General features: G+C 62.7%; 14 protein-coding genes. 9 read left to right on the top strand and 5 right to left on the bottom strand.

The window, feature by feature from the left end; all coding sequences use genetic code 11:
• Positions 1-27 precede the first annotated feature (27 nt).
• From CDV46_RS08325 to msrA, 7 genes are all read left to right on the top strand, one after another.
• On the top strand, positions 28-1590 hold the full coding sequence (locus CDV46_RS08325) for a class I adenylate-forming enzyme family protein (protein ID WP_087722288.1): 1563 nt from the start codon (positions 28-30) through the stop codon (positions 1588-1590).
• Positions 1591-1833: 243 nt separating this feature from the next.
• Entirely contained in the window at positions 1834-2580 is a 747-nt protein-coding gene (locus CDV46_RS08320; RefSeq protein ID WP_058377680.1) for an IclR family transcriptional regulator, read from the top strand.
• 36 nt (positions 2581-2616) lie between these two features.
• The gene (locus CDV46_RS08315; protein WP_058377681.1) at positions 2617-3354 is read left to right on the top strand and encodes a transporter substrate-binding domain-containing protein; all 738 of its coding nucleotides are present in this window, start codon (positions 2617-2619) and stop codon (positions 3352-3354) included.
• 107 nt (positions 3355-3461) lie between these two features.
• Positions 3462-4130, top strand: a complete 669-nt coding sequence (locus CDV46_RS08310; RefSeq protein WP_058377682.1) for an amino acid ABC transporter permease — start codon at positions 3462-3464, stop codon at positions 4128-4130.
• On the top strand, positions 4127-4903 hold the full coding sequence (locus tag CDV46_RS08305; protein WP_087691569.1) for an amino acid ABC transporter ATP-binding protein: 777 nt from the start codon (positions 4127-4129) through the stop codon (positions 4901-4903). Before CDV46_RS08310 ends, CDV46_RS08305 begins: the two co-directional genes overlap by 4 nt.
• A 19-nt stretch (positions 4904-4922) precedes the next feature.
• Complete coding sequence (gene hutG / locus CDV46_RS08300) at positions 4923-5870, top strand: formimidoylglutamase (protein ID WP_087691568.1); 948 nt, start codon at positions 4923-4925, stop codon at positions 5868-5870.
• Between the two features lie 256 nt (positions 5871-6126).
• Entirely contained in the window at positions 6127-6696 is a 570-nt protein-coding gene (msrA, locus tag CDV46_RS08295; protein WP_058380133.1) for a peptide-methionine (S)-S-oxide reductase MsrA, read from the top strand.
• A gap of 81 nt (positions 6697-6777) precedes the next feature.
• Here msrA and CDV46_RS08290 read toward each other — a convergent pair whose 3' ends face one another.
• Together CDV46_RS08290 and CDV46_RS08285 are read right to left on the bottom strand one after the other, a co-directional pair.
• Positions 6778-7707: a hypothetical protein gene (locus tag CDV46_RS08290; RefSeq protein ID WP_140413322.1), complete on the bottom strand. Its 930-nt coding sequence runs from the start codon at positions 7705-7707 to the stop codon at positions 6778-6780.
• Complete coding sequence (locus tag CDV46_RS08285) at positions 7694-8053, bottom strand: hypothetical protein (protein WP_087722286.1); 360 nt, start codon at positions 8051-8053, stop codon at positions 7694-7696. The genes CDV46_RS08290 and CDV46_RS08285 overlap by 14 nt, the downstream gene beginning before the upstream one ends.
• A gap of 414 nt (positions 8054-8467) precedes the next feature.
• Between CDV46_RS08285 and CDV46_RS08280 the strand changes: the two genes are divergently transcribed.
• Both CDV46_RS08280 and fabV read left to right on the top strand, forming a co-directional pair.
• Positions 8468-10006 carry an MFS transporter gene (locus CDV46_RS08280; protein ID WP_087722319.1) on the top strand — a complete coding sequence of 513 codons (1539 nt, stop codon included), beginning with the start codon at positions 8468-8470 and terminating at the stop codon, positions 10004-10006.
• Between the two features lie 81 nt (positions 10007-10087).
• Positions 10088-11281, top strand: a complete 1194-nt coding sequence (gene fabV / locus CDV46_RS08275; RefSeq protein ID WP_087691565.1) for an enoyl-ACP reductase FabV — start codon at positions 10088-10090, stop codon at positions 11279-11281.
• A gap of 72 nt (positions 11282-11353) precedes the next feature.
• On the opposite strand, the gene CDV46_RS08270 is transcribed toward fabV, so the two are convergent.
• The 3 genes from CDV46_RS08270 to pdxH all read right to left on the bottom strand — a co-directional run bounded on the left by CDV46_RS08270 (position 11354) and on the right by pdxH (position 14663).
• The gene (locus tag CDV46_RS08270) at positions 11354-12550 is read right to left on the bottom strand and encodes a DUF72 domain-containing protein (protein WP_087722285.1); all 1197 of its coding nucleotides are present in this window, start codon (positions 12548-12550) and stop codon (positions 11354-11356) included.
• 130 nt (positions 12551-12680) lie between these two features.
• A complete protein-coding gene (locus CDV46_RS08265; RefSeq protein ID WP_087691563.1) occupies positions 12681-13901 on the bottom strand; it encodes an SAM-dependent methyltransferase in 1221 nt (406 codons plus the stop codon).
• Positions 13902-14015: 114 nt separating this feature from the next.
• A complete protein-coding gene (gene pdxH, locus CDV46_RS08260; RefSeq protein WP_087691562.1) occupies positions 14016-14663 on the bottom strand; it encodes a pyridoxamine 5'-phosphate oxidase in 648 nt (215 codons plus the stop codon).
• Positions 14664-14677 lie beyond the last annotated feature (14 nt).

Genomic DNA, 14677 nt, shown 5'->3' with positions numbered 1-14677 from the left:
GAAACACCTCTTGTCACGGAGGACAAGTTGACGCCTTTTGTAGAAGCGCTTGCCCGTCACGCGCGCGCCACGCCCGAGCGGCTGGCGCTGCGTTGCGGTGTGGGACAGCAAGCTGAAGAAACCGACTACGCCGCCCTGTGGCGACGCATCGAGCGCGTGGGCGGGCATCTGCGCGAGACGTGGCGTATCGCCCCGGGGGATCGCATTGCGTGCCTCGGTCTCAACGACGAGTTGCAGATCGCGCTGCTGTTTGCGTGTGCGCGCGCCGGGGCGATCTTTCTGCCGCTGAACTTCCGGCTGGCGGTGCCGGAGCTTGCGGCCATCGTGCGTCATGCAGGCGTGCGTGTGCTGTGGTTCGACGCGGAGCATCGCAATGCAGCGCGCGAGATTCGCGACGCGCTCGAACAAGAGGCCATCACCGATCTGCCGCCCCCGGCGATTGCGCCGATCGAAGGCTTGATTGCCGTGCCTTCGATCAAGCCTGTCGTGTATCCCGACGTCGCGCCCGATGCCCCTGTGTTACTGGCGTACACGTCAGGCACGACCGGCGAGCCGAAAGGCGCGTTGCATACACAGGCGGGCCTGCTCGCCAACGCCGAAGCCAGTTGGTGGGCGCACGACATGCGCGCTGACGATCACGTGCTGTCGACGCTGCCGATGTTTCACGTCGGGGGTCTTTGCATTCAGACGCTGCCGGCGTTGCTGCGCGGGGCAAGTGTCACGTTGCACCCGCGTTTCGATCCGGCGGCATGGCTGACCGACGTGGCATCGCGTCGGCCCACACTCTCGTTGATGGTCCCCGCCACCATGCGCGCGGTGCAACTGCATCCCGCATGGCCGGCGACCGATCTGTCGTCGCTGCGCGGCGTCATGGCCGGCTCGTCCGTGGTGCCGTTATCGGCGATCGACGCGTTTCACACACGCGGCATTCCGCTGGGGCAGGTGTACGGTGCGACGGAGACCGGTCCGGTGTCGATTGCGTTGCGCTTCGGCGAAGCGAAGGCCCATCCGGGGGCGGTGGGCCGTGCGTGTCCCGCCGTGGAAGTGCGACTGGCCGATTCCACGGGCAACGAGGTCGCGCCGGGCGAGGTCGGCGAAATCCTCATTCGCGCCCCGAACGTGATGCGCGAATACTGGCGTGCCCCGCAACATGCGTCGTTCGTCGAGGGCTGGTTCCGATCGGGAGACCTGGCGCGCTTGCGCGAGGACGGCTGCTTCGAAGTGGTCGGGCGCAGCAAGGACATGATCATCTCGGGCGGCGAAAACATCTATCCGGCAGAAATCGAAAATGCGCTGGTCGATTGCCCGGGCGTCCTCGAAGCGGCCGTGGTGGGTATTGCCGACGAGCGCTGGGGAGAAGTGCCGGTTGCGGCCATCGTCGCTGCACCGGTGGCGGGCGCATCGGCAGAAGTGACGCCGCAGGCCGTGCTCGATTACCTCGGCACACGCATCGCACGCTTCAAGTTGCCGCGCCGGGTGGTGATACTCGACACATTGCCGAAAAGCGCGCTTGGGAAAGTGCAAAAACCGATTCTCACCGCGTGGCTATCGAAACCGGAGGATGGGCAAATCCCAACTGCCAGTCGATAATCAGAGGACTTCTTCAAATTACTCTGTAAAACGCCGAACCCCTTGTGAATCAAGGGGTTCGGCGTTTTTGCTTGTGTCGCTTACGCAATGCATAAGGGAAAATCCCTATGAGTAAATTCCCATTTTGTTACCATCCCATGGGAATTTGATTTTTTACTTTGGGAATTTCCTCGCAAGATACGCCCATGTCGTCATCGGCGTTCTACCCCGCCGATTTTTTTGCTTTTTTCTGGTTTTAGGACGATGGACACCACCGAAGCTCACTCGGTCTCCGAACGCGTTTTACAGGTCCTCGTGACCGTAGCGCGTCACGGACGCCCGATCGCGGCACGCGAGATCGCCGCGCAGACGAGCCTGCCGCTCTCCACGGTTTACCGCCACCTCGTACCCCTGAAGAAATGGGGGCTGGTGCAGGAACACGCCCATGAGGCGTTGTATGAACCGGGTCCGGTCGGCGTGCAACTGGCGTGGGGTTTCGACCACAACTCGCATCTTGTCACGCAGGCGCGTGAAGAAATCGACGCCCTTGTGCAGCGCACCGGCGAGACCGTCGGCCTGCTGGTCGCCGCCAACGGTCAGGTGGTCTGCCTCGACATGCACGAGAGCGAGCAATCGCTGCGTTGCTCGTTCGCGAAGGGCCGCGCGCATCCGCTGGTGCACGGCGCCTCGGCCAAGGCCTTGCTCTCCTTCCTGCCGCAAGCGACCCGCGAGACCCTGATCGGCCGTCAGCTGGCTGGCCAGCCGGTCGCGCAGGAGCGTCTGATTGCGCAGGTCGAAGAGATTCGCAAGCAGCGTTATGCGGTGTCCGAGAGCGAAGTGGATTTCGGCGTCTGGGGCGTGTCGGCCCCGGTGTTTGCCGCCAAAGAACGCCTGGAGGGCACCATCACGCTGATGGCGCCGGCCGTGCGCGTGGCTCAGCGCCACGAAGAGCTGATCCGCCTGACCGTGGCGGCAGCCGAGCGTATTTCGAACCGATTGCAATATTTTTAACCGGTTACCCGACCGAGACTACACGAGGAGTACCAGATGAAATTGCGTCACATTCTGTTCACGATGGCGCTGGCCGTCACGTGTTCGAGCAAGGTTTTTGCGGCTGACGACGTGCTGCGTGTCGCCACCGATGCCACCTTCCCGCCGTTCGAATACGTGGAAAACGGTAAGCGTACCGGCTTCGACGTGGAAATGATCGAAGCGCTCGGCAAGGCCATGGGCAAGAAAGTCGAATGGACCGACATCGACTTCAAGGGTCTGATTCCGGCACTGCAATCGAAGCGCGTCGATGTGGCCGCCTCGGCCATCTACATCACCGACGAGCGCCTGAAGGTCGTGAACTTCACGCACCCGTACTACACCGGCGGTCTGGCCATCATGGTCAAGGCTGACAACAACACCATCAAAGAGCCGGCCGATCTGAACGGCAAGAAGGTGTCGGTGCAGGTGGGCACGAAGTCGGTGCAGTTCCTGACGGAAAACTATCCGAAGGTGCAGCGCGTGGAAGTCGAGAAGAACCAGGAAATGTTCAACCTGGTGGAAATCGGCCGTGCTGACGCGGCCGTGACCGGCAAGCCGGCGGCGCTGCTGTACGCCAAGGCACGTCCGGGCGTGAAGGTGCTCGACAAGACGCTGACGATCGAGCGTTATGGTTTTGCCGTGCGCAAGAGCGACACCGAGCTGACCAACGAAATGAACCAGGCGCTGGAAAAGATTCGTGCCGACGGCACCTACGCCGCACTGGTGACCAAGTACTTCGGCACGTCGAAGTAAGTTCGCAAGCCGCAATGACCTGAGTCCGGGCAGATATCTTGCCCGGTCGCAGGTTGGCTGCGGCAAGAAAGTCGCAATAAAGCAGTAGAGCAACTGACGGAGTACGCATGGAACTCGATTTTTCGCCGGTGTGGGCAAACTGGCAGGACCTCGCGCACGGCGCGCTCGTTACCGTCGAGGTAACTGTCTGCGCGCTGGCCTTGGGCTGCGTGTTGGGTTTGCTGGTCGGCATGGGGCGCCTGAATCCGGCGCATCGCATCCGCTACGGCATCTGCACCATCTATGTCACGTTCATTCGTGGCACGCCGCTGCTGGTGCAGCTCTTTATCCTGTTCTTCGGCCTGCCGCAGTTCAACATTCTGCTGCCGGCGTTCCTGTGCGGTGTGCTGGGTCTGGGCATTTATAGCGGTGCCTACGTCTCGGAAATCGTGCGGGGCGCCATCCAGTCGATCGAGCGCGGCCAGATGGAAGCTGCCCGTTCGCTCGGTATGCCCTACGGCATGGCCATGCGCTCGGTGATTCTGCCGCAAGCGATCGTGCGCATGATTCCGCCGCTGGGTAACGAATTCATTGCGTTGATCAAGAACTCGGCACTCGTGTCGTTGCTCACCATTCACGACGTGATGCACGAAGGCCAGAAGATCATCAGCGTGTCGTACCGCTCGCTGGAAGTGTATCTGGCGATTGCGTTTGTTTATCTGATTCTGACCGGTGCCACCACGCTGCTGTTGCAGCGCGCCGAGAAGTCCCTGCGTGCCGGAGGTGCCGTGCAATGAGCAATGTGAAGAAAGACATCGGCGCGCCGATTCTCAAGATCGAAGGGCTGGGCAAGGCCTACGGCAGCCATCAGGTGCTCAAGGGCATCGACTTCGAAGTCGATGCACGTCAGGTGGTTGTGGTCATCGGGCCGAGCGGCTCGGGCAAGAGCACGTTCCTGCGCTGCTGTAACGGGCTGGAGACGGCCGAGCAGGGCACCATCGAGATCGTCGGCAAGAAGCTCGTCGATCACGGCAAGATGATGAGCGAGAACGCGCTCAACGAACTGCGCACCGAAGTGGGCATGGTGTTCCAGTCGTTCAACCTGTTCCCGCATCTGACGGTGCTCGAGAACGTCACGCTGGCGCCGAAGAAGCTGCGCGGCATGAAGGGCGGGGAGGCCGAGAAGCTCGCGCGCGAGTTGCTTGCCAAAGTGGGGCTCGCCGCCAAGGCCGACGTATTCCCGGGCACGCTCTCGGGCGGTCAGAAGCAACGTGTGGCCATTGCGCGAGCGCTGGCCATGCAGCCGCAGGTCATGCTCTTCGACGAACCGACGTCGGCACTCGATCCGGAACTCGTGGGTGAAGTGCTGCAAGTGATGAAGGCGCTCGCCAACGACGGCATGACGATGCTGGTCGTGACGCACGAAATGGGGTTCGCTCGCGAAGTGGCCGATGTGGTCGTCGTGATGGATCAGGGCCGCATCATCGAAGCGGGTGCGCCCGAACAGATTTTCACCGCACCGCGTGAAGCGCGTACGCGTGAGTTTCTGCAAGCAGTTATCGCACGGTAAGGGCAAGGCAGGTACACGTATGACAATCGATCGAACGGTGTGGCAAGGCCGTGTGGATACTGGCGAAGCCGGTCACACGCTGCGTCTGCATCAGGTGCTTCGCGACTACGATGCGGCGCAGGCCGCGGGCGGCGCTGTCGTCCTGGGTTTTTGCAGTGACGAAGGCGTGCGCCGCAATCACGGGCGCCAGGGCGCAGTGGCGGGCCCCGACATGCTGCGCCGGGCGTTGGCGAGCCTGCCCGTGCAGGGCACGCCGGCCGTGTTCGACGGCGGCAACATCGTGTGCGCCGACGACCGGCTTGAAGCGGCGCAAGCCGCCCTCGGCCATCGCGTGGCCGAAGTGCTGGCCGCTGGTGCGCGTCCGGTGGTGCTCGGCGGCGGTCATGAAATCGCCTACGGTACGTTCCTCGGGGTCGCCGAACACTTCGGCGACCGCCTTCGCGACGAGCCAATCCTGATCCTCAATTTCGACGCGCATTTCGACTTGCGTGCGCAACCGACGGCCAGCTCGGGCACGCCGTTCTGGCAGATCTCGCAGTTGCTAGCCGGGCGTCAGGCGCCGTTCCACTACGCGTGTCTGGGCGTGAGCCGCTACAGCAACACCGACGCACTGTTCGAACGTGCGAAGGCGCTGGATGTCGACTTCTGGCTCGATACGGAAATGCTGGCGCATCGTCTGCCGGAAATGTGCGAACGGCTGGAGAAGAAGCTCGCCCGCGTGAGCCACGTCTATCTGACCATCGACATGGATGTACTGCCGGGCGAGAAGGCCCCGGGCGTGTCGGCACCGGCGGCGCACGGCGTAGCGTTCGAAGTTGTCGAGACGCTCATCGGCGTGGTCCGCCGCTCGGGCAAACTGCGTGTGGCCGATATTGCCGAGTACAACCCGACGTACGACCGCGATGGATTGACGGCACGTGTGGGGGCACGTCTGCTGCACCCGTTGATCACGCAATTGGAAGGCTGAGCCGGGGGCTGAATGCGTCGCGGGACGGAAAGCGCGAAGCAAGGCAGGACGGAAAACCGAATGCGCGGTTGAGCGCGGGAGGCGATGGGCGTGAAGGGTTATTTGCGCCAATCGCGGAATTTCTGCGCGACAATAGGGCGGGCGATCGATGGTGATCGCCCGCCCTATTTGTTTGGTGCGTTTTTTGGTGCGCTGCCGCAAAATTCCCCGGATTTCGCGGGTCGCGCGCCGTCCGAAGTCGACAAGCGAGGTCACGATGACAGAGCAGACGAATTCCCCCAACGATGCCCACACCGAAGTCGCCACCTTGGCCGGTGGTTGTTTTTGGTGTCTCGAGGCTTGTTACCAGCAGCTCGACGGCGTGAAGCGCGTCGTCTCGGGGTACGAGGGCGGTCAGGTCGATAACCCGAGTTACGAGCAGGTTTGTGAAGGCGATACCGGCCACGCCGAGGTGGTGCGCCTGACTTACGATCCGGACATCGTCAGCTATGAAGAATTGCTGATCGTGTTCTTCTCGATTCACGATCCGACCACGCTGAACCGGCAGGGCAACGACGTCGGCACGCAATATCGTTCGGCGATCTTCTATCACGACGAGAAGCAGAAACAAGTCGCCGAGCATCTGATTGCCGAGTTGATGGCCGAGATGACCTATCCGGCACCGATCGTCACGCAGGTCGTGGCCGAAGAGACGTTCTGGCCGGCCGAGGCTTATCACCAGAACTACTTCGTCCAGCATCCCGATCAGGGCTACTGCGCGTATGTCGTCGCCCCGAAACTCAAGAAATTCCGCGAGAAGTTCTCGCGTCGCTTGAAGGCCGCTTGAGCGCAAGCGCCGGACTCGCACGTGAGACGGATACCGTGCTCACGTGCGGCGTCGCGTTCCGCGCTTACGCATTCGCGGCGCTCAGAGTATGGCGCAGCGCAGACCGGCCCTCGGCATCGTCTGCGCATCTGCCGTTGCCGGTCGTTCGGCATCACGACGTTGCCGGCATGTCGCGAGATGGCGCGTGAAATCGGAAACTTGCATCATCGCCGGCGTGATCTTCGTCTCCCTGTTTTCCCGTGCACCGTGCCCAGCCATCCCCGCGGCCCCGTAATGGAAGTCGATGATGGCCGCGTGAGCGCTCGCGACATCGTACCGATACTCGTTGGGTGTATCGAGAAACATGAGCTCGCTGGCACCGAAGTCCAGCAGTTCCGCCTCGCTGGGCACCCCCTCACTGACCGAAAAGAAACCGCTCGCCACCGCGTGCGCGCCCACGTCATAGCGTAATGCGTTGATGGTGCCCGGCGCGTAATCAGGTCCGTCGCGCAGTAGCGACAGCAGGCCGATCTGGCCGATGACGCGTTCAAGCGAAGTGGCATCCCCTTGCGGATGCAGCGTGAGAATCGTCGCCAGCATCTCGCGCAATTGCGCGTTGTCCGGCACGCAGGCGTTCGGGCAACCGTCTCGTGGCGTCAACAATTCCGTCAATGCGTTTCGAACGTAGCGGTCGACCGGCACCGGCTTGCACTCGATGACACCGAGCCGGAAACGATCGGTCGCGCTGAGGGAGAGGGACGGCCCCGCAGGCAGTGCCGATAGTGCCGGTCGTGCCGGTAGTGCATTGGCCATTGTGCGCAGATCGGCGGCCACACGGGGCGGTTCGGCCGAACGCAGGCCGAGGCTGGAGGGTTCGCCTGGCAGGGAAAGGGCGGGAGCGAGGGCGTAGGAAGGTGGGCAAAGCGTGGGATTGGCGACAGCAAGACTCGGCATGTAGCGCGATCTCCTGAGAGTTGAAATGGATGAAGACGGGGCTGGGGGCAGGCGGGATTGAGGCTCATCCCACCACATTCACTGGCATTCCCTCAGCTTCCGCGAACAGAATCAGGCAGTGTTCCCCTACGTCCAGCGCGTGACCGTAGGCGGCGTCGAAGCTTTCGAAAACGAAGGCCTCCCGGGCGTCGGGCACTTGTTGCGTCACGATTTCGAAGCGATGGTGATCGAACCGGATATCGAGATACGTATCGCTCTCGTGAAACCAGACGACGTAGCCGCCGAATGGCAGAGTGGCAGGGGGCTCGCGCACCGTTGCCGTGCCGGGCGCGGCAGTACCGGGTGCCGCCTGCATCGAACGTGCATTGGGCGGCTGCGCATCCAGCCAGCGCTGATAGTCGTCACGAAAGGGCCGATCCGTCATGGGCGTATCTCCTTGGGAATGACAATGGCGCCTGTGAGGCGCCGGGGCGATGGTGCGATAAGTGACGTCCGCCGGTTGTTGCGAACGGGCTTGTCTTTGCCGAATTTGCGTCGAGTCGGGCGCACAACCGGCATCGGGGGAGGCCCCTCCGAAGGCGTGGCGCATACGATCATCGGGACGTGTTGATAGTGCCTTCCCGGGCCGGCCGGTAGTGCAAGGGACTTCCGAAAACGGTCTAGGACAACACCTCGATCCAGCAAATCTGCCCATCTCCAGCCGATTTCCACTGAAAACCCGCGCCGATACTAAACGTTCATATCTTCATTATTTTTCGCATAGAATGACGCTTCCCCTCATGAAGTCTTCAGGTAGTTAGCCGTGCGCCCCCTGCCTTTTCGCGATGCGTTGATGGCCATGATTGGCATCGCGCTCGTCAACATGCTGGTCGCTCTCGACCAGACCGTTGTCAGTACTGCCCTCCCGTCCATCGTCGCCGAACTCAAGGGTTTCGAGTATTACGCCTGGATCGCCAGCATTTATTTGCTTGCGTCCGTCGTGACCGTGCCGGTTTTCGGGCGGCTGGGCGATTATTTCGGCCGTCGCCAGTTCGTCATTGCCTCCGTGGTCACCTTTACGGCGGCCTCGGTGCTGTGCGGCCTGGCGCCCAACATGCCGTTCCTGATCTTCGCGCGCGCGTTACAGGGTCTCGGCGGCGGGATGATGGTCGGCACGGCCTTCGCCTCGGTGCCCGATCTCTTTCCCGATGCGCGCTCGCGCGTGCGCTGGCAGGTGGTGATCACCACGGCGTATGGCATCGGCACGGCGGCCGGCCCCTCGCTGGGCGGCCTGCTCTCCGAGCACTTCGGCTGGCGCTCGACCTTCTTCATCAACCTGCCGGTCGGCCTCGCCGCGCTGTACTTCGTGTGGCGATATCTGCCGAAATTCCCGTCGGTGCACAAGGGCGATGTCCGCGTCGACTGGCGCGGTGCGCTCTGGATCGCGGTCGTGCTGGGTGGTTTTCAGGTGTTCATCGAGAACGTGCCGGCGCATGGCGCGTCGCTCGTCAACCTGTTGCTCATCGTGGCGGTCGTCGTCGGCTTTTGGGTGTTGTTGCGCACCGAGCGTCGCGCCACGCACCCGATCGTGCCGCTCGACATGTTCCGGCACCCGCAACTGGTGGTGCTGTTCACGCTGTCCGTGCTGATCGGCTTCGTGATGTACTCCCTGATCTTCTTCGCCCCGCTGCTGCTGCAAGGCGGCTTTGGCCTGAGTCCGCAAACGGCTGGGCTCATCGCGACGCCGATCGCCGCTTGCATTGCGCTGGGCAGCTTCATCAACACGCCCATCGTGGTACGCCTGTCGCGCCCGACCAACATGCTGATCCTCGGCTTCTGCCTGCTGGCCGTCGCCTCGGCCGGTGTGGGGCTGGCGCATCGTGAAACCTCGCACGCCGTGCTCGCCCTGATGATGGCGTTCGCGGGCATCGGCATCGGGTTCATCCTGAACAACATGAACGTGTTCGGGCAGGAGATCGCCGGGCGCGAGCGCTTCGGCATCACCACCGCGCTGCTACAGTCGACACGCATGGTCGGCGGCATGCTCGGCACGACCATCGTCGGCACGCTCGTCAACCACTGGTACGCGAGCGGTGTGGCCGGTGCGGTGTCGGCCTATGACGGCACCCCGGCGTCACACGCTGTCGCGCGGGCCCTCGATCCGCGCATTCTGATCGACCCGGCGCTGCGCGGCGACCTGCTCACCGACCTGCGAGCCATGGGGATCGACGGCATGCCGCTGGTCGAAACCGCTCGCCAGACGCTGGTCAATGCCGTGCACGCCGGCGTGCTGCTCACCGGTGTCGCGGCGATCATTGCCGCACTGCTGGTGCGCCGCATCCGCCAGATCCAGTTTCCGAAGCGGCTCGACCGGTCCGTGGTCGTCGCGCCGGAATAAAGCGATAAGGCGTCGACCTCGTTTACAATGCGCGGTGTTTGCCGGTATGCGGCATCACCGAATTTTGTGAACGAGGTTTCCATGATCATCAAGCCACGCGTGCGCGGCTTCATCTGCGTCACCACCCATCCCGTTGGCTGCGAAGCCAACGTCAAGCAACAGATAGAGTACGTGAAGGCCCAGGGCCCGATCGCCAACGGCCCCAAGAAGGTGCTCGTGCTCGGCGCGTCTACCGGTTACGGTCTGGCTGCCCGCATCACCGCCGCGTTCGGTTGCGATGCCGCGACGCTCGGCGTTTTCTTCGAGCGCGCCGGCTCCGAGACGAAGCCGGCAACCCCGGGTTGGTACAACACGGCGGCGTTCGACAAGTTCGCCACCGAGAAGGGGTTGTACGCGAAGAGCATCAACGGCGATGCCTTCTCCAAGGACATCAAGGCCAAGACCATCGAGACGATCAAGAACGATCTCGGTCAGGTCGATCTGGTCGTCTACAGCCTCGCCGCGCCGCGCCGCATCCACCCGGAAACGGGGCAGGTCTTCAATTCCGTGCTCAAGCCCATCGGCAAATCGGTGACGCTGCGCGGTATCGATACCGACAAGGAAGTGGTCAAGGAATCGGTGCTCGAACCCGCGTCGCAGGAAGAGATCGACAACACCGTGGCCGTCATGGGCGGTGAAGACTGGCAAATGTGGATCGACGCGCTGGCCGAAGCCGGTGTGCTCGCCCCGGGCGCCAAGACCACGGCATTCACGTACCTCGGCGAGAAGATCACGCACGACATCTACTGGAATGGCTCGATCGGTGCTGCCAAGCGCGATCTCGACGACAAGGTGCTGAACATCCGTGCCAAGCTCGCCGCCAACGGTGGCGATGCCCGCGTCGCCGTGCTCAAGGCGCTGGTCACGCAGGCCAGCTCGGCGATTCCGATGATGCCGCTGTACCTGTCGCTGCTGTTCAAGGTGATGAAGGAACAGGGCACGCACGAAGGCTGCATCGAGCAGATCTACGGTCTGTACAAGGACAGCCTTTACAACGCCTCGCCGTTGCTCGACGCCGATGGCCGCGTGCGCACCGATCAGAAGGAACTGTCACCGGAAGTGCAAACGGCCGTGATGGCACTGTGGGACAAGGTGACCAACGACAATCTGTACGAACTGACCGATTTCGCGGGCTACAAGCAGGAATTCCTGCGCTTGTTCGGCTTCGAGATCGATGGTGTGGACTACGACGCCGATGTGAATCCGGACGTGCAGATTCCGCATCTGGTCGCGTAAGTTGACCCGGTAAGCGTCACAACGTTGTCCGACGAGGGCCTGACCCCGGCGAATTGCTTGAATTCGCTGGCGTCAGGCCCTCGGCGTTTCTGAATTCGCGTCGCCGGTGTCCGGCGATGTGGCGTCGGGCGTGCCGGCTCTGTCGGCCTCCGCCGTCGACAGTTCGGCAATTCGCTCGGCCAAGGCCTGACACGATAGCGGCGACGAGCCCTCGGCCTTGTTGTTGACGATCACATAGACGGGGTGACCGGCGAGCGCATAGTGCGTGGCCAGCGCGGCGAGCACGTCGCGTGTCGTCGGGTCGGGATCGACGATCTTGTCGAACGGCGCGTACTTCGCCTTGGCTTGTTCGTAGCGATGCCCGCTATTCAGATTCCAGCGCACCACCAGCGGTCCGGCGCCGGCTTCATCGAGCATCGCCAATGCGGCCGCCTGCCGCTCCACGTGTGGCATACGCGCGTGCAGGCCGATGCAATAACGCACGCCCAACTGTCCCAGCGCGCGCATCAACCGAGGCGTCAACAGCGCGCCGTCGCGAATCTCCAACGCATAGCAGGGACCGGGGACCGGTGTGCCCGACGGATCGTCCGACTGCGCCGGAAGCGGTGGCAACGCCGCGAAAAACGCTTCAATACGCTGCACCAGCGCGGGAATATCACGCAGAAGTTCCGAAGGCAGCGGCGACATCTGGAATACCAGCACTCCTGCCTTGGCACCGAGCCCGGTCAGACATGGCGTGACAAACTGCTCGGTCGCAATTCGCGCATCGAGAAAGCAAGGGTTCGACGACAGGCCTTCGCCTTGCTCGCCACGCACGACGGCGTCGGTAACCACGCTCGGTGCCTTGATCAGAAATCGGAAGCTGTCGGGCACTTGCTCGGCGTACTTCTGATACTCGACGATCGTCATCGGCTTGTAGAACGACCGGTCGATGCCGACGCAGCGCAGTACCGGATGACTCGCGTACGCAGTGAGTCCCTGACGGGAGAGCTTGGTATCGCTGTAGTCGTCATCCCAGACAATCCCCTTCCAACCCGGAAACGACCACGACGACGTCCCCAGCCGAATGTTGCCGGGGAGGGTGTTGCCCGTGGATTGCAAGGCGGAGGAGACGGTCGCCGCCCCTACACCGCCGCGACGGGGCATGCCCGCGCGGTGGCCGGTAGATTCGGGGGCGGTTGGGGTGGTTCGGGCAGGACCGACCTGCCCGGCGCGCCCGCCCGGCGCAGGATCGTCAGGCGGTGCCCCAAACAGATCGAACTGACTCATGAATGCCTACGGATGACGCGATGGATGACGAGAGGGTTGGTGCTACGGTCGACGCTATGGACGACGACGGACAACGCGATTAGACCACGTCCGCCACGTTGGCCGTCGTCCCGGCAATCTCGTCCGCCGCTCATCCGCCGATCGGGTTCTCGTACATATAGCGACGTGACCACGGCAGGCCCTTCGCTGGCTGCCCCGCCTTGCGGCACACGATCTGATAAATCGACACATGATCGTGTTCGAACGCATACGCGCAACCCGCGAGATACACGCGCCACACGCGGAAGCGCTCTTCACCCGCCAGCTCGCGCAGGCGCGGGGCATGCGCTTCGAAGCGCTCCGACCAGAGCGTGAGCGTGCGCGCATAGTGACGACGCAGACTCTCGACGTCGCTCGCTTCGAGCCCGCCGCGCTGCATCGACTCCAGCGCAAGGCTGATGTGCGGCAGCTCACCGTTCGGGAACACGTACTTGTCGATGAATTCGCCACCGCCCATGGCGGTTTCGCCACTGTCCGGGTCGGTCGAGGTGATGCCGTGATTCATCGCGACGCCGTCGTCCTTGAGCAGCGATGCCATCTTGGCGAAGTAGTCGGTGAGGTTCTTGCGGCCCACGTGTTCGAACATGCCCACGCTGGTGATGCGATCGAACTGGCCTTCGACGTCGCGGTAATCCTGAATGCGGATTTCGATCTGATCCTGAAGCCCCGCTTTCCTGACCCGCTCGGTCGCCAGATCGTACTGGTTTTGCGAGAGCGTGACGCCCACACATTTCGCGCCGAACTTCTTGGCCGCGCGAATCACCAGCGCTCCCCACCCGCAGCCGATATCGAGCAAGGTCTGCCCGGGCTGCACCTGAATCTTCGTGAGGATGTGATCGATCTTCTTTTCCTGCGCCGTATCCAGGTCTTCGTCGCCCTGTTCGAAGTAGGCACACGAATAGACCATGTTCTTGTCCAGCCAGAGCTGGTAGAAGTCGTTCGATACGTCGTAATGAAACTCGATCGAGCGCTTGTCGGACTGTTTCGTGTGATTGAAGTGGCGTGTGATGCGTCCGAGCGGACCGATCGCCGAAAGGCTGCTGCCGGCGAGCGCGTAGCTCATGTCGATAACGTCGGAGAGCTTGCCTTCGACGTCGATCTCGCCCTTCACATACGCCTCGCCTAGATTGTCGAGGCTTGGGGTCAGCAAGCGCGTCATGGCCGCAGGGCCATTGACGCGCAACGTCACGCTGGGGTTGTCGAACGCACCAAAATCATAGTGCTGCCCGTTCCAGAGCGCGAGGCGGATCGGCAGGTTGGAGGAAGTCTTGACGCCGCTGACCCAGCTTTCGAGTTTTTTCTCCCACAACATGGATGTGCTCCAAGTGTCACCAAAAAAACTTTAAGTCCGTACCGCACGGCGCGGCGACGTCTCCTCGTCAAACGGGCGGGCAGGCGTACCGCGTCGGCCAAGCCGATGCGTGGGTCAGGGTGAAAGGCGCGCCACGCGCCACGACCCATCGGCAAGCCGGAAATACTTGATGCGATCATGCAGGCGCGACACGCGGCCCTGCCAGAATTCGATGCTCTCGGGGTTGAGGCGATAGCCGCCCCAGTGCGGTGGACGCGGCGGTGCGTCGCCGAACTGGCGCCGGAAATCCGCTTCACGCTCTTCGATGATGCTGCGATCGGCCACTTCGGCGCTCTGCACCGAGGCCCAGGCACCCAGCCGTGAACCGACCGGACGCGAGTGATAGTAGGCGTCGCTTTCTGCTTCGGTCACCTTCTCGACGCGTCCCTCGATGCGCACCTGACGCTCGAGTTCGACCCAGTGGAACAGCAGACAGCCGTACGGCGTCGCGGCCAGTTCCTGCCCCTTGCGCGATTCGTAATTCGTGAAAAACGTGAAGCCGCGTTCGTCGACGCCCTTGATGAGCACAATGCGTGCGTCGGGGCGGCCGTCGGGCGTGACCGTGGCGAGCGTCATCGCATTCGGCTCGGACAGTTGAGCCTTGAGCGCTTGCTCAAACCAGTGTTGGAATTGGTCGATCGGACTGGGCGCTACGTCGCGCTCGGAAAGTGAGCCGAGGGCGTAGTTTTTGCGCAGGTCCGCGAGTGATGGCGTCTGGGTCACGACGATCGTTGTCG

It is taken from the genome of Pandoraea sp. PE-S2T-3 (assembly GCF_002179965.1).
Lineage (GTDB): Bacteria > Pseudomonadota > Gammaproteobacteria > Burkholderiales > Burkholderiaceae > Pandoraea.
Note: the sequence above shows the minus strand (reverse complement) of the source record. Positions and strands in the feature narration are given on the sequence as shown.